We start from the raw sequence: 22,085 nt of genomic DNA, 5'->3' as shown, positions 1-22,085 counted from the left end.
CCCTATGCCAATACACGACAAATCCCCTCGTCCGCAGGAGTTTGCTGCGGTCGATCTTGGTTCAAACAGTTTCCACATGGTTATTGCCCGTGTGGTGGATGGCGCTATGCAGATTATTGGTCGCCTGAAACAGCGGGTCCATCTGGCAGACGGTCTGGGGCCAGATAATATGTTGAGTGAAGAGGCAATCACACGCGGATTGAACTGCCTATCGTTGTTTGCCGAACGGCTGCAAGGGTTTTCTCCTGCCAGCGTTTGTATTGTTGGCACCCATACGCTGCGTCAGGCGTTGAATGCTACTGACTTTTTGAAACGCGCGGAAAAGGTCATTCCCTACCCGATTGAAATTATTTCCGGTAATGAAGAAGCCCGTCTGATTTTTATGGGCGTGGAACATACCCAACCGGAGAAAGGTCGCAAACTGGTTATTGATATTGGCGGCGGATCTACGGAACTGGTGATTGGTGAAAATTTCGAACCGATTCTCGTTGAAAGCCGCCGGATGGGTTGTGTCAGCTTTGCCCAGCTTTATTTCCCTGGCGGGGTCATCAATAAAGAGAATTTTCAGCGCGCTCGCATGGCGGCAGCACAAAAACTGGAAACTTTAACCTGGCAATTCCGTATTCAGGGCTGGAACGTGGCAATGGGCGCTTCCGGTACCATAAAAGCCGCCCATGAAGTGTTAATGGAAATGGGCGAGAAAGACGGGGTAATTACCCCGGAACGTCTCGAAAAACTGGTGAAAGAAGTTTTACGGCACCGTAATTTCGCATCGCTGAGCTTACCGGGTCTTTCCGAGGAGCGGAAAACTGTCTTCGTTCCTGGACTGGCGATTTTATGCGGTGTGTTTGATGCCTTAGCCATCCGTGAACTGCGCCTTTCTGATGGGGCGTTACGCGAAGGCGTATTGTATGAAATGGAAGGACGTTTCCGTCATCAGGATGTGCGTAGTCGCACCGCCAGTAGTCTCGCTAACCAGTATCACATCGACAGTGAACAGGCCCGACGGGTGCTGGATACCACTATGCAAATGTACGAACAGTGGCGTGAGCAGCAACCGAAGCTGGCGCATCCGCAACTGGAAGCGCTCCTGCGATGGGCCGCCATGCTGCATGAGGTCGGATTGAATATCAACCATAGCGGTTTGCATCGCCACTCCGCTTATATCTTGCAAAACAGCGACTTACCGGGATTTAATCAGGAACAGCAACTGATGATGGCGACGCTGGTACGCTATCACCGTAAAGCGATTAAGCTCGACGATCTGCCGCGCTTTACCTTGTTTAAAAAGAAACAGTTTCTGCCGCTGATTCAGCTATTGCGTCTTGGCGTCTTGCTCAACAATCAACGTCAGGCAACCACCACACCGCCAACATTAACGCTGATTACCGATGACAGTCACTGGACATTGCGTTTTCCGCATGACTGGTTTAGTCAGAATGCACTGGTACTGCTTGATCTGGAAAAGGAGCAAGAATACTGGGAAGGCGTGGCTGGCTGGCGATTGAAAATTGAAGAAGAAAGTTCACCTGAAATAGCTGCTTAATGCTTTGCGGGCCGACGAGAAATGTCGGCCCTCGCTGTTCAGGCACTTTCGCGAATGGGTTCGATTTCATTCAGCGTATCAATTAACGGTTGCGGCTTACCAATAAGATAACCCTGCATATAATCTATCCCTAAAGAAAGCACCGCCTCGCGGATCTCTTCGTTTTCAACGTACTCTGCCACTACCAGCATTTTCTTCATTCGCGCCAGGTGACAAATCGACGCCACTATCTGGTAATCCAGACTATTTGACACAATATTGCGGATAAAACTGCCGTCAATTTTAAGGAGATCGGCATTCACATTTTTAAGCCGCGCATAGCTGGCGTAGCCGGTGCCGAAATCATCAATCGCAATCTGGCAGCCTAATTCCTGAAGATGCTGCAAGGTGATTTGCGCCTGCTTAACATTGGTCAGCGCATTACTTTCGGTGACTTCAAAAATAAGTTGCCACGCTTCAATCTGGTATTTAGCCAGCAGCTGACTGACTTCAACGGGAAAACGAGCCTGACATACCGAGGTTGGCGACAGATTAATCGCAAAACGGTGAGCGGGCATCTTCGCTCTGTTTTCAGCCATAAATTGCAGCGTATGCTCAATGACCCACATGTCGATACTCGACGATAAACCAAATTCGTGCGCGACCGGCAAGAAGCTGTCGGGGCTGATCAGTTCATCATTATCACCTTTCATGCGCAGAAGGATCTCATGGTAGACATCACCACGCATACCGGTAATCGGCTGGGCCATCAGGAAAAAATGGTTGTGTTCCAGCGCCTGCTGTAGCCGATTCATCATCGCGACTTTATCTTTCAATTCGCGTTGCAAATACATTGCCCCGCGACGCTGCATATTTTCCGGGGCGTTGGTCACGATGGAAAGTTCGGCGACCGTATTTAGCTCTCCCAGCAGTAAGTAGATATGATTCACTGGCGAGCGCACATAGCAGTAACTGACGCCAATCTGCGGTTGCATCGGCATTCCATCCCAAAAGAAACGAAATTGCTTGAGATGGCTATCCAGTGCGGTAATGCGCTCCTGGTGCGCTTCTGTATTCAGTCGCAGCGCGAGATCGTTACCCGAAAGCTGATAAACATCTTCACCCGGTTCCAGCAATGGTGACAGCCAGTGAGAAAGTTTTTGCTTGTATTGAATCCGTAGCATGATGCCATAGTTCTTAACCAGCATTTCCATGCCGGGGATGCGTAAATAACAAAGCGCAGACCAGGGGGCATCACGCAACGCGCGATTCAGGGCGCGAACATTTGGCAGATGAACCACCGGGTCCACATACGCAAGCCGCTGAATGCGTCTGACTACCGCTCGCTGACGGGTTGCCAGTACAGCCATATAATTGACAATAAAAGAGAATACCAGATAACTGGAGGAGGTTATGGTCAGTTGCGTGGTATAGCCAGGATAAATGGGAATGTAATTTTGATAGCTGTGGATGCTGATCATCAGCACGACCGCCCAGAGCAGCGAAATCAACTTATAACCATAGCGCATGGCTCCCCACATCATCAGGGGTAGCAATAATGACAAGGTATAATTGGTGCTGAAAATCGTGCTTTTTTCATTTAACGGCATGCATAACAGCAACAACAACGCACCTAATGCCAGTAGCCAGAGCGCGAACTCTTTTTTGGTGACTTTGACATCAACTTGCTGTTTTAATTGCGAATAATAGCTGCGTAAATAAAACGGATTTCGCACCACCCGAATGATGAAGTAGCACAGCGGAACACCAATCAGATTGCCCACCAGTAAGGCCTGATAATTGATTAAGGTCCCGAGGTTAAAAGGCATGACGCCGACCAGATTTTCTCTACTCGCCAGTAACCCTACAAACGCAGCAAACTGGAAAAGTATCAGAAACAGCGTTGCAGGAAACACAATCTGCCAGAATATACGCTGGGAAATTAAACGGGTATCACCATGTGAAACGTTGTTACGCCGGGGAGTAAAGACCCTGTAACCGCCCCAACAGAGAATGATAATGATAATAAAATTAGCTGTTAATGAGAGCGTTTCGTAAAAACCCAGCTCTGCATATTTGCGGACAAAAATCCCTAAGGCGATCCCTGGCAATGCCGCCCAGCTGAAAAACATCATCATGCTGATCATCAGTGCCAAAGGCAGGTAAAAGAGAAAAACCTCACCGGAAGAAATATGCGCGAAAGTATTAATATGGGCGAAAATGGGCAAGATTAAAGAAGGCAGGAACAGCGGAAGCCCCCACCATTTATCACGTATTTTTATATAGGTTGCATTCAGTTTCATAGATGCTCAGCAGAATCCCCCACATCCTGAAGGAGGTGTATTCAGACAGGCATCCCACCTGACTTCGAATGATGATTATTCATCACTATAGAGAGCATTGATTCTAAGTGTCATATGAAAGTTCCAATTGATATATATCAAACAAAATAACCCTGATTAATGAATTATTACGTTTATCATGTTAATTCATCATTATTACATCATCATTGTAAATAATTAAATTAACTTCCATAACATTAAAATATGTATCCACTGACGCTTTTTTACATAACGAAGAATTGACCATTTTGTCCTGGTGTGCCTTAATGTAAGTACCGTCCACGGCGTGGGACATACTTCAAGGAACCTTTTGTGAGTCAGGCAACCAGTATGCGAAAACGACACCGATTTAACAGTCGCATGACCCGTATCGTACTGCTCATCAGCTTTATCTTCTTCTTTGGCCGCTTTATCTACTCGTCCGTCGGTGCCTGGCAGCACCATCAGAGCAAAAAAGAAGCTCAACAATCCACACTCTCCGTCGAATCACCGGTACAACGTTAGCGGTTACCTTCTCCACCTTCACTGAACATAACGGCACCTCGCTGTCGGATGCAGTTGCTCTTTGAGATTATCAAAGCGGCAGATATTCTTTCATCTTAAATTTTACGTCTTTGTCCTGACTGATGTTTATCCTGTTTGGCTGCGAAATAAATATAAAATTAATACATATGTTTTAATGATGTATTTTTATAAATTATTTTCCACATGAATTTTAATAAATTTAATCTATTCCTTTATACGCAATACATTTACTTTCCTCTTTTGATGATCTTAAATGTCTTATTTTTCGTAATGTGTATAACAAGGAATAGTGATGAAATTTAAAAAATGTCTTCTACCTGTGGCAATGTTAGCGTCATTCACTCTGGCAGGATGCCAGTCAAATGCTGATGATCATGCCGCCGATGTTTATCAAACCGATCAACTGAATACCAAACAAGAAACTAAAACCGTTAATATTATTTCCATTCTTCCCGCAAAAGTTGCCGTAGACAACTCCCAAAATAAACGAAACGCACAAGCCTTCGGCGCGCTTATTGGTGCAGTCGCTGGCGGTGTTATCGGCCACAACGTGGGGTCTGGCAGCAATTCCGGAACGACGGCAGGTGCAGTTGGCGGCGGAGCTGTTGGCGCGGCAGCAGGTTCTATGGTGAATGATAAAACCTTAGTGGAAGGTGTTTCTCTAACGTATAAGGAAGGCACCAAAGTGTATACCTCCACCCAGGTGGGTAAAGAGTGCCAGTTTACGACAGGTTTAGCCGTTGTTATTACCACGACGTATAACGAAACGCGTATTCAGCCAAATACCAAATGTCCTGAAAAGAGCTAATAATCAGGAGGAGTCATGAAGAAAGTTTTTCTTTGCGCCATCTTAGCCTCCTTAAGCTATCCGGCTATCGCCTCATCATTGCAGGATCAACTCTCTGCTGTCGCAGAAGCGGAACAGCAAGGTAAAAATGAAGAGCAAAGGCAGCATGACGAATGGGTCGCGGAGCGCAACAGGGAAATCCAGCAAGAGAAGCAACGTCGCGCAAACGCCCAGGCCGCGGCTAATAAAAGAGCGGCAACGGCAGCGGCGAATAAGAAAGCTCGTCAGGATAAACTGGACGCCGAAGCCACTGCGGACAAGAAACGCGATCAAAGTTATGAAGATGAGCTACGCAGCTTAGAGATTCAGAAACAAAAACTGGCGCTGGCGAAAGAAGAAGCCCGCGTTAAGCGAGAAAACGAATTTATCGATCAGGAACTGAAGCACAAAGCTGCGCAAACCGATGTGGTGCAATCTGAAGCTGACGCAAACAGGAATATGACTGAAGGCGGTCGCGATCTGATGAAAAGCGTGGGCAAAGCAGAAGAGAACAAATCGGACAGCTGGTTTAACTAAGCGATGTCAGTAACTTCAATCCTATGATTCGTGAGTATAAAAAACCCTCTGTAGTAACAGAGGGTTTTGCTAATTCATAGTGCAGGGATCAAATCATTCCCACTCAATAGTCGCCGGTGGCTTGCCGCTGATGTCATACACCACGCGGGAAATACCGTTCACTTCATTGATAATGCGGTTGGAAACGCGACCAAGGAAATCGTACGGCAGATGCGCCCAGTGTGCGGTCATAAAGTCGATGGTTTCGACGGCACGCAGAGACACAACCCAGTCGTATTTACGACCATCGCCCATTACGCCAACAGAACGTACCGGCAGGAACACGGTAAACGCCTGGCTAACTTTGTCGTACAGGTCCGCTTTACGCAGTTCTTCAATGAAGATGGCATCAGCACGGCGCAGCAGGTCGCAGTACTCTTTCTTCACTTCGCCCAGCACACGAACGCCAAGCCCTGGTCCCGGGAACGGGTGACGGTACAGCATGTCGTACGGCAGGCCCAGCTCCAGACCAATTTTACGCACTTCGTCTTTGAACAGCTCTTTCAGCGGTTCAACCAGGCCCATCTTCATCTCTTTCGGTAGGCCGCCCACGTTGTGGTGAGATTTGATGACGTGCGCTTTACCGGTTGCAGACGCGGCAGATTCGATAACATCAGGGTAGATAGTACCCTGCGCCAGCCACTTCACATCTTCCAGTTTCAGCGCTTCTTCATCGAATACTTCAACGAAAACGCGACCAATGATTTTACGTTTTGCTTCCGGATCGTTTTCACCAGCCAGCGCTGACAAGAAGCGATCTTCTGCCGGAACGTGAACAATGTTCAGACCAAAGTGATCGCCAAACATATCCAGAACCTGCTCTGCTTCGTTGAGACGCAGCAGGCCGTTGTCGACGAATACGCAAGTCAGGTTTTTGCCGATTGCGCGGTGCAGCAGCATTGCAGTCACGGAGGAATCCACGCCACCAGAGAGGCCGAGGATCACTTTATCGTCGCCTACCTGCTCGCGGATACGGGCTACTGCATCGTCGATAATTTTCGCTGGCGTCCACAGGGCTTCACACTGGCAGATATCACGCACAAAACGCTCCAGCATGCGCATCCCCTGGCGGGTGTGAGTCACTTCCGGGTGGAACTGTACGCCATAGAAGCGTTTTTCTTCATTTGCCATGATGGCGAACGGGCAGCTTTCGGTGCTGGCTACGGTGATGAAGTCGGACGGGATAGCGGTAACTTTATCGCCGTGGCTCATCCAGACATCGAGCAGAGGTTTACCGTCTGCTGTCAGAGCATCTTCGATACCGCGAACCAGGGCGCTGTCGTTTACGACTTCAACCTGCGCATAGCCAAATTCACGTTCGTTAGAGGCTTCAACATGACCACCCAACTGCATTGCCATGGTCTGCATACCATAGCAAACGCCGAATACCGGTACGCCTGCTTCAAAGACATACTGCGGCGCACGCGGGCTGTTTTCTTCGGTGGTGCTTTCCGGGCCGCCGGAAAGAATAATGCCGCTTGGATTGAAGTCACGAATTTGTGCTTCTGTCACATCCCACGCCCACAGTTCGCAGTAAACACCCAGTTCACGCACGCGGCGCGCAACCAGTTGGGTGTACTGAGAACCGAAGTCCAGAATGAGGATGCGATGCTTATGAATGTTTTCCGTCATTGACGCTTATTCCGAGGCAAGTGAAACAGATAATATAAATCGCCCGACATGAAGTCGGGCGAAGAGAATCAGGAGCCCAGACGGTAGTTCGGGGACTCTTTAGTAATGGTCACGTCGTGAACGTGGCTTTCCTGAATGCCCGCACCGCTGATACGTACAAACTCCGCTTTAGTACGCAGTTCGTCGATAGTACCACAGCCGGTCAGGCCCATACAGGAGCGCAGGCCGCCCATCTGCTGGTGAATGATCTCTTTCAGGCGACCTTTATAGGCTACACGGCCTTCGATACCTTCCGGCACCAGTTTGTCGGCAGCGTTGTCGCTCTGGAAGTAACGGTCAGAAGAACCTTTGGACATCGCGCCCAGAGAGCCCATCCCACGGTAAGACTTGTAAGAACGGCCCTGGTAGAGCTCGATTTCACCTGGGGATTCTTCAGTACCCGCCAGCATGGAACCTACCATCACCGCGCTTGCACCAGCAGCGATAGCTTTGGCGATATCGCCAGAGAAACGAATACCACCGTCAGCGATAACCGGAATCCCGGTGCCTTCCAGGGCTTCTACTGCGTCAGCAACGGCAGTGATCTGCGGTACACCGACGCCAGTAACAATGCGGGTAGTACAAATAGAACCTGGGCCGATACCCACTTTAACGGCACTGCAACCGGCTTCTGCCAGCGCGCGGGCACCTGCAGCTGTTGCCACGTTGCCGCCGATGATTTGCAGGTCAGGATATTTAGCGCGAGTTTCACGGATACGCTGCAGAACGCCTTCAGAGTGACCGTGAGAGGAGTCGATCAGCAGAACGTCAACGCCTGCGGCAACCAGCGCATCAACACGCTCTTCGTTACCCGCACCTGCGCCAACCGCTGCACCTACACGCAGACGGCCTTGTTCGTCTTTACAGGCGTTCGGTTTACGTTCCGCTTTCTGGAAGTCCTTCACAGTGATCATGCCGATCAGGTGGAATTCATCATCAACCACCAGCGCTTTTTCAACGCGTTTTTCGTGCATTTTTGCCAGCACCACTTCACGGGCTTCGCCTTCACGCACGGTTACCAGACGCTCTTTCGGCGTCATGTAAACGCTAACCGGCTGGTTCAGATCGGTAACAAAACGCACGTCACGACCGGTGATAATGCCGACCAGTTCGTTTTCTTCGGTCACAACCGGATAGCCTGCAAAACCGTTACGCTCGGTCAGCTCTTTCACTTCGCGCAGCGTCGTGGTTGGCAGAACAGTCTGCGGATCGGTTACCACGCCAGATTCGTGTTTTTTCACGCGGCGAACTTCTTCAGCCTGGCGTTCAATGGACATGTTTTTGTGGATAAAGCCGATACCGCCTTCCTGAGCCAGGGCGATAGCCAGGCGCGCTTCCGTTACGGTATCCATTGCTGCGGAGAGCATAGGGATATTCAGACGAATAGTTTTCGTCAGCTGGGTGCTGAGGTCAGCGGTATTCGGCAGAACGGTAGAATGTGCAGGAACGAGGAGAACGTCGTCAAACGTCAGAGCTTCTTTAGCGATACGTAGCATGGGCAATATCTCGACCAGAGTGGTTAATAAATATTGCCGCGGCATTATACAGAGCGTAACCGATTGCATCTACCCCTTTTTGCAAAAAATGCTTGCTATCCCCGGAGGGCGGGTTACTATCGACTGAATAACCTGCTGATTTAGAATTTGATCTCGCTCACATGTTACCTTCTCAATCCCCTGCAATTTTTACCGTTAGCCGCCTGAATCAAACGGTTCGTCTGCTGCTTGAGCATGAGATGGGGCAGGTGTGGATCAGTGGCGAAATCTCTAATTTCACACAACCGGCTTCCGGTCACTGGTACTTTACGCTTAAAGACGATAACGCCCAGGTGCGCTGCGCGATGTTCCGCAACAGCAATCGCCGGGTGACCTTTCGCCCGCAGCATGGGCAACAGGTTTTAGTTCGTGCCAACATTACGCTGTATGAACCGCGCGGCGATTATCAAATTATTGTCGAAAGTATGCAGCCCGCCGGTGAAGGTTTACTACAACAGAAGTACGAACAGCTTAAAGCGAAGTTGCAGGCTGAAGGGTTATTCGACCAGCAATTCAAGAATCCGCTACCGTCACCTGCGCACTGCGTGGGCGTTATCACCTCAAAGACCGGTGCTGCACTGCACGATATTTTGCATGTGTTGAAACGCCGCGATCCGTCTCTGCCAGTGATAATTTACCCGACCGCCGTTCAGGGCGATGACGCGCCGGGGCAAATCGTTCGCGCCATTGAGCTGGCGAATCTTCGCAACGAATGTGACGTACTGATCGTCGGGCGTGGCGGTGGTTCGCTGGAAGATTTATGGAGTTTTAACGATGAACGCGTGGCACGGGCGATTTTTGCCAGCCGCATTCCGGTGGTCAGCGCCGTTGGGCATGAAACCGATGTGACGATTGCCGACTTTGTTGCTGATCTACGTGCGCCAACGCCGTCAGCCGCCGCCGAAGTGGTGAGCCGCAATCAGCAAGAGTTACTGCGTCAGGTGCAGTCTGCGCAGCAACGGCTGGAAATGGCGATGGATTACTACCTCGCCAACCGCACACGACGTTTTACGCAGATTCATCACCGTTTACAGCAGCAGCATCCACAGCTCCGGCTGGCGCGTCAGCAAACCACGCTTGAGCGTCTGCAAAAGCGGATGAGCTTTGCGTTGGAGAATCAGCTTAAACGCGCCGGTCAGCAACAGCAGCGATTAACACAGCGGCTGAATCAGCAAAATCCGCAGCCGAAGATTCATCGTGCGCAAACGCGGATCCAACAGCTGGAATATCGTCTCGCTGAAACACTTCGCGCACAGCTTAGCGCCACGCGCGAACGCTTTGGTAATACAGTGACGCACCTCGAAGCGGTGAGTCCACTCTCCACGCTCGCACGCGGTTATAGCGTTACCAGCGCCGCTGATGGCGCAGTGCTGAAACAGGTTAAGCAGGTGAAAGTGGGTGAGACACTGACCACTCGCCTGGGCGATGGCGTAGTGATCAGTGAAGTGAGTGCTGTGACGAAAAGCCGCAAGCCGCGCAAGAAAACCTAATGACGCATTGCGAATCTTATTTACATCTTGGCCCCCATTTACAGACCCGTTAAGACTACTGGAAGCAGGTTGCAAACCCCGCAGTACTGGATGCCTGAATACCGCAGTTTTGTGTCCCCGCCCCTTCATCCATGCCACAATAGAACGAACCGGCCCGATCGGTAGAGAAATAGGGGAAGCTTATCGATGATGGCCATCCCAGCGCACTAAAGCCGCTATGTAATGACTGTAAATCGGCATAACTCGGTGATTTACTAAAGTCACCGCACTGCTTTGCAATATCCCATTTTTGAGCATCGATCACATGTGCCAGCGCCCAGATTTCATTATTCACCGTTGGCGCTACTGCCGCTGTAGCCCCTGACGGCAACTCTGATTGCAATAGCGGGCGATGTAACGTCTTGCCACTTACGGTGGCGGTATCCGCCATATGCCCCCAGAAATACGCCGTGGCGACATTCGGACTGGTCGGCACGGTGAAAATCGTGTCCAGCGTCGCCGTTATTGTGGCGTTATCCGTCAGCGTCACCGTCAACGGCGTTTTATATCCTGGCGTATTATCCTGACGAACGGTAAAACTTGCCGTACCGTCCGCCCCTGTCACACCGTCGACCGTATTCCCACTGTCAACCAGCGTTACCACCGTCCCGCTGGCAGGTTGTACCGTCATATCATCCATCGCCGCAATATCACCATACAACGTCGCCCCGCTGTTGCGTGGCACGGCTTCACCACGTTTTAAGGTGAAAGCGACATTCGGTACCGGCTTCCCGGCGCTGTCTTTTACGGTAACAACGAGGGGCACGGCTTCACCTTTTTTTACCTTCGCTGCCTGCGTAGTAGCATCTATCGCCGTCGATGTCAGCGTGACGCTGGAGACGGTCGCGCGGGGATTGACCAGACATCCCTGATACCCCGTACTCGCCGTCGACGACTCAAAACCATTATTCAGACTGACAACCAGGGCATTCCCCTGCTTGTTATCCAGTGCCCACCATGCATACTTCGTAGACCAGCCGATTTGAGTCGTCAGCGTGTTCCCCGGATAGCGCGCGTAGAGCGATAATAAATCATCGCTCAATGGCCGACGTGCCGCTTCACAAGGACTGAGGCTGCTATCTTCCCTTTGCGTTGCCTTAAACAACGGCCACACTTCATTGTTATCCGTCACCTGACTGACTCCGGCGCTCGACGGCAGCTCTTTCAACAATTTAGGCCGTTCAAAGACCACGCCGTTTTCCGCCGTTACCGTATCCGGCATATGGCCCCAGTAGGTCGCCATTGCGGAATCCGGGCTGGTGACGACGGTAAAGATCGCATCAATGACGCTGGTAGTTGCGACATCTCGCGCCAGTATAGCGGTGAACGGAATGGCCAGGCCGATGGTCTCAGGCTGTTCAACATTGAAAGTGGCCGTACCATCACTGCCGGTGAAACCTTGCCATTGCGTATCGTGTGCGGCCAGAGAAAACTCCGCCGACACAGGTGTCAATTCTGTCAACGTCATTGCATTTGCCGGCGTGCCCACTCCTGCTCCTGAACGGCTCATCGCTGAACCACGCCTGAGCGTAACGGCCTCTCCCGCCAGCGGGTTGCCATCACGATCTTTGACCGTCACCACAATTGGCAGTGGGTTACCTTTTTTCACTGACGCGCTGGGTCGCCCGCCATTACTGAGGGTTCTGGCGTTATCCATTGCGGATGACGTCAACATTACGCTGACGCCTGCCGGATGCGGCTTCGCCAGGCAAAGCATCAGCGCGTTGTTTGCCGAGCTCTTCGCGATATCTCCTGCGCTCAGGCTGACAGTCTGATACTGCCACGTATATAAATCCGGCATGACCATATCATAAGCCCACCACTTGCCTGCATATATCGGCAGCCCCAGGTCAGTCATTATCGCGCCGTTGGGATGATCATTATACAAATCCAACAATTCATTACTGCGCGGTTGATTCTCCAGCGGACAATCTGTCGATGTTAAATTTTGAACGTTGCTCATATACGACCACACTTCACCATTGCCGTTAGTGTTAATCGATGACCCTGAAGTCGCTTCGGCTTTCAGGAGCGGTCGTCTGAAGGTGACGCCTGCCGAACTGGTAAAGGTGTCCGGCATGTGTCCCCAGAATTTCGCGCTCGGTGAGTCCGGGCTGGTTATCACCGTGTAGATAACATCCAGCGTGGCGGTTTTGGTTGTATCGCGCGCCAGCGTGACGGTTATCGGTGTCGCCAGACCTGTCGTGGCATTCTGGCTCACTTCAAAGGTGGCTGTGCCATCACTGCCCGTTGTTCTGAGCACTTTTGCCCCATTTGCCGTCAGCCCAGCGTCGCTGTTCGCGGGTATCAATGACTTCACGGTAAGATCGTCCGCACTCGAGTTAACGGTTGCTTTCGAGCGATCCAGCGTCGTTCCACGCGTGAGGGTAAAGTCGGCGTAGGGTACCGGATTCCCGGTGCTATCACGTACGGTCACCGTCAGCGGAATCGTCTCACCTTTCTTCGCTACGGCGCTCGGTCGACCACCATTGCTGACCGTTTTTGCCGCATCCTGTGCTGTTGAAGTGATCTCTATCATCGCCGGAACGGTATGCGGTTCCACCAGGCACATCACTACCGCCGTATAACTGGACGATGCCTGAACTGTCTGACCATTAACGAGCGAATATGCCTGGTTGCTCCAGCTGCTGCCAGAAACCGTCATCATGTCGTAGGCCCACATATACCCGGCGGAAGTCGGCAAGCCGAGCACCGTGCCCAACTGGTTGTTAGGGTAATCCGCATACAACCCCTGCATGTCAGTCATCAGCGGTTGATAACTCTCATCACACCCAGCCTTGCTGGCATCCGTTTTCTCCGTTGCTGTCAGGCGCGACCAGACTTCATTATTGGTCGTTACCGCCGTACCACCAGAAAGTTCAGCTTTGAGGAAAGGCCGTTTGAAGGTGACGCCCTTGCTGCTGGTAAAGGTTTCCGCCATATGCCCCCAGTTGGCCGCCAGCGGTGTATCCGGGCTGGTGACGACGGTGAAGATCACTGGCAAGGTGTTCGACGACACGCCGGTATCGTTCAACAGAGCATAAAAGTCGGTTTTGAGTCCAGTAGACACATCCTGTCGGAGTGTCATCGTGGTGGTTCCGTCTGGCCCGGTCACGCCATACAGAATGGTCGATGCAGTGGTATCCACCGTCGTACCCGACGCAGTCGTGACCGACACTTTCTGCGATGTTGACGCCACATTTTGGCGATTGACCGGGTTAGCGTGTTTCAGGGCAAACGGCGTATTGCCGACTAAATTCCCCTGTGCATCTTTAGTCGAAATGCGGATCGACACGCTATCGCCTTTCTGCACTTTGATCGCGCTAAGCGTACTGTCAATGCTGACAAATTGCGAGGGGTCTGAGGCCTCCAGCGTAATCTGGCTAGCAGCCGTCAACGGCGTTGTGCGGCAGGTTTGTTGCACGACTGTGTTCGTCGAGATTTGTGAGACTGCACCAGTATTCAGTTGCACCACATTGTAGTAACGGCTCCCTGTTTGCGTATCACTCGGGGTATTGGTGAGATAGGTCGTTTTTACCGGCCATCCCTGCACCGTACTCATCACATTACCGCTATTGGCGTCATACAAAGACTTCAGTCCATCCAGCGTCGGCATATAATCTGTACCACACCCATTCATGCTGGTGTCAGCCGACTGAGTCCAGGTGAATCTTGCCCAATCTTCACCGTTTTCAGCCGTAGAATTTCGACCACTGGTGTTACTCAGCTCTTTCAACAACAGTGGTCGTTTATAGATTGTACCGTCGGAGGCCATCACCGTTTCGGCCATATGTCCCCAAAAATTCGCTTTTGGCGAATCCGGGCTGGTCACGACAGTAAAGACCACCGGTAGCGTCGCCTTGACGCTGCTGGACGTATCCAGTTTTGCCGTGAGATCGGTTCTTAACCCGGTACTGTTATCCTGTTTCAGGGTAAATGTCGTTGACCCGTCTGCACCAGTCACGCCGTAAATCGTTTCACTCGTCGACTGGAAATTATTTCGCGTATTTCCCCAAGCATCCGTCACCGTCAGCGCGCCCACGCTCGCGGTTGCTGATGCGTTAGCCCGACTCACGCTGTTGGCACGCGTCAGGATAAATGCCGTATTGCCCACCAGGTTGCCTTGCGTATCTTTGGTGGTGACGCGCACCACGGATTCTTCGCCTTTTTTCGCTTTTACCACGTTATAGGTGGTATCCAGCGTCGCCGGATCTGCCGCTTCCAGCAGAATTTGGCCCACCGTGGTTACCGGCGTGGTCTGGCAGGTCAGCAGTTGCAGCGCCGTTGATGACACTGCCGCACTCGTGCCATTGCTGAGATCTACCGCCTTGTAGTTACGCTGCTCCATGCTGCCGTTGTCGGACGTGTTGGACAAATAGCGTGTTGCCACCGGCCAGCCCTGCACGGTTTTCATGGTGTTGCCCGCATTATTAGCAAACAGTGACGTCAGACCGGCTTGAGTCGGAATATAGTTGGTTCCACAGCCACTATACGTCGTGGAAGAACTCGCATAATTAATGTTAAACAACGCCCAGTTTTCATTGTCTTCAGACGTCGATGTTCGCCCAGTCTGATAGGCCAGTTCCTTCAACAACAGCGGGCGTTTAAATACCGTACCGTCCGCAGCCGTCACCGTTTCCGGCATATGCCCCCACATTTTCGCTTTGCTACTATCCGGGCTGGTGACCACAGTAAAGATTGTATCCAGGCTGTCTTTTTTTGTTGGATCGGAATACAACGTCGCCGTCAGCGCCGTTTTGGTGCCGTGAGTATCCGGGCGGGTAATATTGAGGATTTTGCTGCCGTCGCTACCGGTCATGGCAGTATAAAATCCCGCGGTGTCGTTCAACGTCGTTTCATCCGCCAGCCCACTGTTAATCACCACCGGTGCCACCAGCGCATCGCCACTACCGGCAATATGTTTTTCGCCCGTGCGGGTATAACCGTCTCCGCGACTCAGTTTAAATGGCATATCCGTGAGCGGATTACCCTGCGCATCTTTTACCGTTACCTTAACCCGTAGCGTTTCGCCTTTTTTCAGCTTCGCCGCGTTATTTCCGGCAGCCCACTGTGCGTTATCAACCACATCCAGCGTAATGCTGCTGGCAGGTTTGTTCGCCGTCGTCAGGCAACTGACGTAAACCGGCGTATCGCCGCCGATGGCCTGTGCGCCGTTATCCAGGGCAATGGTGTAATTGTGCGGCGTTAAATCCGCGGGGGAACTGCTCCAGTAGGGCTGACGCTGCGTCGGCCAGCCGTGTGTGGCTTGCACCGCATTACCGTTATTAGCGTCATAAAGCGCACTGAGCTGGGAGCGGCGCGGCAGCATATTGGTTCCGCAACCGCCTTTACTGGTAATGGCCGTACTGGCCTGGCTAACGCGCGCCCAGACTTCGTTTTTTTCCGTTAGTGTGCCATCCGGACTGGCGATTTCTGCTGCCAGCTTAGGCCGGGTAAAGGTTAATGAATCAACGGTAATCGTTTCATCCATATGGCCCCACATCTGCGCCCCACTAACATCCGGGCTGGTTGGGGTGGTAAAAATAACATTGTAATTAATGGCATTTGGTAGATGGGAATTGACCGGCGTAATGCTCAGCACGGTTCTTAACCCCACCCCCTGGGGTTGCTCTATTTCGACCGTTGCCACGCCTTGTGCATCTGTCGTACCTGTGTAGACCATCGACGGCTGTGATGTGCCGTATTGCGTGCCATTCATCGAGATTGCGCCGCTGCTCGGGTCATCAAACCCGCTCACCAGCCCCGCTCGGTTATACCCCATGCCTTTGGTAATGGTGAATGCAGTAAAGGGTACCGGGGTATTATTGAGCGCGTTAATCGTACGCACGGTCATCACGATGGTGTCACCTACTTTGGCCTGCGCTTTGCTGCCAGGGGTGATATCGTGATCGGTGCTGACTTCAACCTTCGCTACCATCTCATTGCCCGAACAGGAGAGGTAATTCTGCTTAAAGCCGGAGTAGCTGTCGACGTTTCCGTTCCCCAGATTCACCGATGAATGCGTGGCTTGCTCCACCGCGCTTAAGTAGCTCTGTTGGGCGGTGGGCCAGCCATACTCAGTGCCAATCGCGTTACCGGGATGGGCTGAAAACAGGCTTTCCAGCCCACTCTGACGTGGCGTATGGCCGACGCCGCATTCAGCCTGCATACTGGTGTCTTGATCGAACAGCGCCCAGTCTTCGTCATTTTCCCGCACCGATCCCAGTTCATGCTCAGTTTCATCCGCCAGCACTGGGCGTTTGAACAGGCTGCCAGATTCAACAATGCCGCGCATATGGCCCCACATCCGCGCCTTATCGCTATCAGGGCTGGTGATCACGGTAAAAATCACATCTTTGGCATCTGTGGCCGTAAAATTGCTGCGCATTTTCGCCGTGATATGGGTTTTCACGCCTGCGCCGTCGGGCTGACTCAGGGTTAGCGAAGCCTGACCGTTGACATCGGTCATGCCTTCATAGGTGTGAGCATCAACCTGTTGCAAATTCGAACCACCAGTAATCTGCACCGGATGGGCTTCCCAGGCGGAATCGGTTTGATTTTTGCGGTTAACGCCGTCATCCAGATGCAGCGAGAAGTAGTAATACGCCAGTGGTTGATCGTTATTTTTATTGTCGGTGATCGTCAGACGCATCGTGGCGTCTTCGCCCACCTGCGATTTCATCGCCTGTGCCGTATCATCATAGTTTTCGGGCGTAAGGACGATTTTCGGTTCGACATCAGGCGCGGGTTTATCCACACAGCTTACAAGAAACGGGGTGCTATCCGGCTTTTGCGTTTCACCACGGTTAGAGACATCCGCCGCATGGTGCTGCCCGGTGGTGCCCGCCAGCGATGACCAGTAATAATCCCCCTGCATCGGCCAGCCAAGGACTGTCTGCACCGATGTGGGGATAACGGTCGCCAGCGCGCCGAAGTGGCGCATGCCGGGCAGCACGGTGCAGTGGCTATCTGCGCCGCTCCAGGTGAAGGTGGACCAGGTTTCGTTGTGATCGACGACCGTGGCGCTTTCATTGCTGACTTCTGCCGCCAGCTTTGGTCGACTGAAGGTGTAACCGTGGGCTTCTACCGTCTCCGCCATATGGCCCCACATCGTAGCCTGCGCCACGTCCGGGCTGGTGAGTACGGTAAAAATCACTGCGGTTTCGCTGGTTTGCGCAATGCCGGAAATGCTGACCACCAGTGGCGTTTTGACGCCAGGGCCGTTCGGTTGGCTCACCGTGATGGTGGCCGTGCCGTTGGCATCAGAGGTGCCATGGTATTCGGTAGCCGTCGTCGTTAACTCGGTGCTATCCAGTACCACTGGCGCACTATTATTCACTGCCCCCTGGCGATTTTCAGCATCTTTACGTTTGATAATAAACGGAATATTACCCGCGACGTTGCCCTGACAATCTTTAGTGGTGACGGTGAGCGTGATGGTGTCGCCAACGGTGGTTTTTGCCGCCGCGATCGTTTCGTTATAACCGCTGGCGCTCACCGAGATTAAATCGCCCTGCGCGGGCGCGATGTTCAGGGTCACTTTCTGGTCCACCAGCGCCACCGTCCCCGCATAGGGATACCCGGTCGAGGTCAACAGGTAGAGCAGTGGGAGGGTTTGCTGCGCATCAATCTGCGGCCAGGCCACCAGCGAGCGTCCGGCGAGCCCCTGAGCACAAAAGCTACGGTTAGCAATGGGTTGTGGGTTAAGGGGCACATCGGGCGTGGCGGCATCGGCCCACACCAGGCTGACGGTAGGGGGTGTTTGATTTTCCCAGCGCAGCGCAGGTGGTGTGGAAAACTGGTCGCCTTCATTGTCCTGAGGATTAGCAACAATCAGGTTAGCAGCGTCATCGTCAACGCTAAATTCATTCGGTTTAGCAGTAAACCCGACATCATGAGATTCAGCAGGATTAAGCTGAACACTGCCCTGATAGACGGGTACGCTGGCGCTGTCGGCAAAAGGAACGGTTCCGTTAAACTCGCCTGTAGAATCAGGATATGTCTGCCATTCCGCCCCTGCCCGTGCAAAGTCAGACAGCATAAACGCTGCCAACATGCCCAGAAGCATAATGATTTTCCCTGGTTTCAGACATACCGACATGTAAAAAACTCCAGCATGATAAACAAAACATCAACCTGTTTTGCTTAACGCGTCGCTAAGCAAAACAGGCGGAAAACAGCATCCCCGTATGGGAATGCTGTTGTGCGCATTAGTGGTGTTTGTAAATGATAGACAGCGTATAGCCCTGAACGCCGTCGCCGTTTGCCGGGATCGCAAGACCACTCTTACCATTACGATCACTACCGTTAAGGCTGGTTCTTGCTTCTTCGTTAGTTTGTGGGATAACAATTTTATTGTTATCGAAGCTGGCATTAGCAATACCGCCTGCAGCACCGAGTTGTTTACTGTTACCGTTAAAGACCCATGCAAAGTCATAGTTAGCGGTAACGTCCATATCCGTACCCGCGTCATATTTACCGTTCTGGTTTTCATCCGAGTACAGTTTGGCCACATATGTTTTGTTAAGCGCAATGGCCGTATTACCACCGATAAGGTTGGTAGTGGTACCTTCCTCGAAGATGGCAACTTTCAGATTCTGGTTCACAACCGGGCCGGGATCGACATTGTCCGTATCGCTGCCGCCACCGCTGGCCGTTGAAATATCCAGCAGAGTCAGCGATGTTCCCTGGAAAGGATTACCGGTCTGGGTGATGGGCTGGATTTCAACACCGATATAACGCCCACGTTCGTCATCAGTGAGTTTATAACTCGTCTTGCCTGCCGCTGCGGTCAGCTCCGTTTTACCGCCACCCGCATTATCGCTGTAACTGTACCATTTGATAGTGGCTGTCGTTTTCGCATCAATGCCTGCGGGACCATCATCAATATCCCCTTCGGTATCGCCGATATCCCAACCCAGCGTGATGGTATCCCCTGAGTAAAGGCGTTTATCCGTCTCGCTACCCGGAGGACGGGTACCTTTACCATCAGACGTTACTTTAATGTGATCCGCATCTTCCGAGTTAATCGTGGCATTCCCCCCTTCGCGATAGAGCCAGGGTATGGTCCCCTCGAATTCAGCGGTCGTTCCACTGGAGACCCAGGCGGCATCTTCCGCCATAGCGGCTGGTACGGCACAGTATCCAGCCAGCATCAGTGCCAGCGCGACTTTTGTCAGGCCACGTTTCATATGAGGTTTCATAAACACTCTCCTTGATTAATATTCAGCGGTGGCCCGATCAGCCATGGCGCCGCCCCTATTTCTTGCTGTAATTGACCTGCAAACCGTATCCCTGCACGCCATCGGTTACCTGGGCACTAAACTTTGCTGCCGCTTCCTTGTTGGTTGCCGGGATCTCTATATCGACGTTCGTGGTATTGGTTTGCGCACCGGTATTGCCATTTACGCTATGCCCCGTGAATTCCCACTGATAGTCATACTGTTTCATCTCTTCGTCAGTGAGCTTCTCAGAAAGCTGGAACACGCCGTCTTTGTTAGCGTCGCGCCACAGCACAAAGCGATAGCGGCTATTGAGAGGCAACGGTTCTTTGCTACCAATAAGATTGACGGGCTTAGCTGCACCAACGCGGTAGATAAAAGCATTCAGCCCGCCGATGTCAGAACCCAGGAACGTTACGTCAACATAGTTACTGTCATCATAAGGGGCGGCTTTCGCCTTCCAGCGGAAAGTGCCGGGCAACGTACTGGAGAGCGTAACGGTCCCCTTTTCTTTATCTTGTTTGACGATAAAAACGCACGGCACTTCGGTGGTGCAGGGTTTATTCGTCAGCGTCACTTTTTTATCGTTGGCATCAAACAGCTGCGGGCTGAGATTATCCTGCGGCAAGACATTACCGTTACGGTCAGTGTTGTCGCCAAAGCTATCGGTAACGTCGAGATCCATGACGACACCATCTACACCATCCGCTTGCGCGCTGGCTTCGTGGCTGTGATTGTTCTCATCCGGTACATTGGCGATGTTGTTAACAATGAGCTCAATTTTACGGTCCTGCTGAACGGTAATTTCCACCACGCCGGAGTTCTGCCGATTGCCTTTTTCATCTTCCAGCGCCAGGCGTACCCGCCAGGTATTGAGTTTTTCCTGGTCGGCTTTATCAGAGCTGTACTGCCAGGCAGGCAGCACCAGATTCCAGTGATTGTTGTTACCTTCAGTAAGCGTATTTTCTTTGATAACCGGCATCACCAGCGTACGTGCAGCATTGTTTTTCGCCTGCCAGGAGGCAGCAACGATTTTGTAGTGATGATTAATGAGCGCGTTAATGGTCCACTTACATTTTTCCAGCCCGATGGCTGCTTCTGGCGTATCTTTAATCACGCACTCGGGATGTTCATTCGTCGCATCGGCTTTCAGCCACAAAGTGACATCGAGGGGATCTTTCTCTTTGTATTCCAGAACAATAAAGTTGTTACGTTCAACAAAGTCGTGACGGCTGCCCATGAGCGAGTGGGCCGCGCTCACTTTGTCAGGATCAAGCTGGTCTTTGAGCGGGACACCAAACTGGTAGTTCAGCGTTGCGTTAACAGAAAGATCGGTATTATCGCCAGTGCCGGCTTTGAAATCCGTTCCTACGGCAATGAGTGGTACGGGCTGGTATTTCACACCCAGCGTGACGGCGAAGGGATCTTTCTCCAGATTATCGGTGCCAAAAAGCGCGACTTCATCACCGTAATACTGTTCGAAAACGATTTTACCGCCAAGCTGCGGGTAAGCAGGTAGCCAGGCTTCGGCGCGAATATCCCAGCCGCGCGCCGGGCGCTCCTCATAAAAATCGAAATCTTCGGAGTCTTTCCAGTCAGAAAGCGGGTGATAATAGTTGCCAGAGAATTTTAAATAATCAGTCCACGCTTCGGCGCCTAAACCTAAACGGCGATGCCCACGGGTAAAATCATAATCATAAAATATATTTCCACCCAACAACCATTTATCAAAATTATGTCTTACACCAAGCCCAATATTCCCGATCGTACGATCTTCTTTTCGTTGTGCAGAAAATTGGCTGAAATAAACAGTAGTTTGATTATCATACCAGGGAACAAAATAATCGATGGAACTGCCATCCAGATCGCCGCCCTGACCAAGAGAAAGATTCGTTCGGACCTTACCGTAGGGGGAGAGTGTATCCTCAATATAAGATTGTGTCGTAGAGGTAATTTGACTTTGCAGATAGCTTCTGGCCTGGGACTCCAGCGCCTCGGGTGTCAGGTTTTCAAACCCTTGCGTGGCAGAGTTAATGACGTAATCGGCACCACGCTCTTTTAGCGATTTACCCTTGTTAGTTTGCTCTTCCTGTTGTGCGGCCTGACTACCTAAATCAGGTAACGATTCTTTATGCTCAACATTTATCTCTGGAGCCGCAAAAGCAGCTCCAGAGATAAATGTTAGCATAATACAGCGTTTCCATCGCAGCATGCACATCCCCTGTGACATTAATAATGCTTAAAATTAGCTCTAATATTCTATTCCAGATTATTCAGAAAGGCACGCCAGGAAAACTAAATATAATCTTAAATTTATAACACAGTGATTTCGCTC

12 protein-coding genes are annotated in these 22,085 nt (G+C 51.6%); 5 read left to right on the top strand and 7 right to left on the bottom strand.

The window, feature by feature from the left end; all coding sequences use genetic code 11:
• The first annotated feature begins 4 nt into the window (after positions 1 to 4).
• Positions 5 to 1,546 (top strand): exopolyphosphatase, encoded by a 1,542-nt coding sequence (gene ppx, locus AACU19_RS00480; protein ID WP_105277925.1) that lies wholly within the window; start codon positions 5 to 7, stop codon positions 1,544 to 1,546.
• 38 nt (positions 1,547 to 1,584) lie between these two features.
• On the opposite strand, the gene pdeF is transcribed toward ppx, so the two are convergent.
• Both pdeF and AACU19_RS00470 read right to left on the bottom strand, forming a co-directional pair.
• A complete protein-coding gene (gene pdeF, locus AACU19_RS00475; RefSeq protein ID WP_105277924.1) occupies positions 1,585 to 3,828 on the bottom strand; it encodes a cyclic-guanylate-specific phosphodiesterase PdeF in 2,244 nt (747 codons plus the stop codon).
• Between the two features lie 181 nt (positions 3,829 to 4,009).
• Positions 4,010 to 4,162, bottom strand: coding sequence for a hypothetical protein (locus AACU19_RS00470; RefSeq protein WP_001666647.1), 153 nt, complete (start codon positions 4,160 to 4,162; stop codon positions 4,010 to 4,012).
• 17 nt (positions 4,163 to 4,179) lie between these two features.
• On the opposite strand from AACU19_RS00470, the gene AACU19_RS00465 reads away from it, so the two are divergent.
• The 3 genes from AACU19_RS00465 (at position 4,180) to AACU19_RS00455 (ending at position 5,755) form a co-directional block, all read left to right on the top strand.
• A complete protein-coding gene (locus tag AACU19_RS00465; protein ID WP_000076001.1) occupies positions 4,180 to 4,371 on the top strand; it encodes a YfgG family protein in 192 nt (63 codons plus the stop codon).
• 310 nt (positions 4,372 to 4,681) lie between these two features.
• Positions 4,682 to 5,200 carry an outer membrane lipoprotein gene (locus AACU19_RS00460; RefSeq protein ID WP_001295476.1) on the top strand — a complete coding sequence of 173 codons (519 nt, stop codon included), beginning with the start codon at positions 4,682 to 4,684 and terminating at the stop codon, positions 5,198 to 5,200.
• 15 nt (positions 5,201 to 5,215) lie between these two features.
• Positions 5,216 to 5,755 (top strand): DUF5384 family protein, encoded by a 540-nt coding sequence (locus AACU19_RS00455; RefSeq protein ID WP_000755178.1) that lies wholly within the window; start codon positions 5,216 to 5,218, stop codon positions 5,753 to 5,755.
• Positions 5,756 to 5,848: 93 nt separating this feature from the next.
• Here the strand turns inward: AACU19_RS00455 and guaA are convergent, their stop codons facing one another.
• Together guaA and guaB are read right to left on the bottom strand one after the other, a co-directional pair.
• Positions 5,849 to 7,426: a glutamine-hydrolyzing GMP synthase gene (gene guaA / locus AACU19_RS00450; RefSeq protein WP_000138270.1), complete on the bottom strand. Its 1,578-nt coding sequence runs from the start codon at positions 7,424 to 7,426 to the stop codon at positions 5,849 to 5,851.
• A 68-nt stretch (positions 7,427 to 7,494) separates the two neighbouring features.
• On the bottom strand, positions 7,495 to 8,961 hold the full coding sequence (gene guaB, locus AACU19_RS00445; protein WP_001299507.1) for an IMP dehydrogenase: 1,467 nt from the start codon (positions 8,959 to 8,961) through the stop codon (positions 7,495 to 7,497).
• A gap of 161 nt (positions 8,962 to 9,122) precedes the next feature.
• Between guaB and xseA the strand changes: the two genes are divergently transcribed.
• Positions 9,123 to 10,490 (top strand): exodeoxyribonuclease VII large subunit, encoded by a 1,368-nt coding sequence (gene xseA, locus AACU19_RS00440; protein WP_105271458.1) that lies wholly within the window; start codon positions 9,123 to 9,125, stop codon positions 10,488 to 10,490.
• Positions 10,491 to 10,545: 55 nt separating this feature from the next.
• Here xseA and AACU19_RS00435 read toward each other — a convergent pair whose 3' ends face one another.
• From AACU19_RS00435 to sinH, 3 genes are all read right to left on the bottom strand, one after another.
• Positions 10,546 to 18,630, bottom strand: a complete 8,085-nt coding sequence (locus AACU19_RS00435; protein WP_105277923.1) for an adhesion domain-containing protein — start codon at positions 18,628 to 18,630, stop codon at positions 10,546 to 10,548.
• 109 nt (positions 18,631 to 18,739) lie between these two features.
• Positions 18,740 to 19,732: a SinI family autotransporter-associated protein gene (locus tag AACU19_RS00430; protein WP_105277922.1), complete on the bottom strand. Its 993-nt coding sequence runs from the start codon at positions 19,730 to 19,732 to the stop codon at positions 18,740 to 18,742.
• A gap of 55 nt (positions 19,733 to 19,787) precedes the next feature.
• Positions 19,788 to 21,962, bottom strand: coding sequence for an intimin-like inverse autotransporter SinH (sinH, locus tag AACU19_RS00425; protein ID WP_105277921.1), 2,175 nt, complete (start codon positions 21,960 to 21,962; stop codon positions 19,788 to 19,790).
• Positions 21,963 to 22,085 lie beyond the last annotated feature (123 nt).

Source organism: Escherichia sp. MOD1-EC4550 (genome assembly GCF_963876935.1).
In the GTDB taxonomy this organism is placed as follows: Bacteria; Pseudomonadota; Gammaproteobacteria; order Enterobacterales; family Enterobacteriaceae; genus Escherichia; species Escherichia coli_F.
This window is presented reverse-complemented; position numbering and strand designations above follow the sequence as displayed.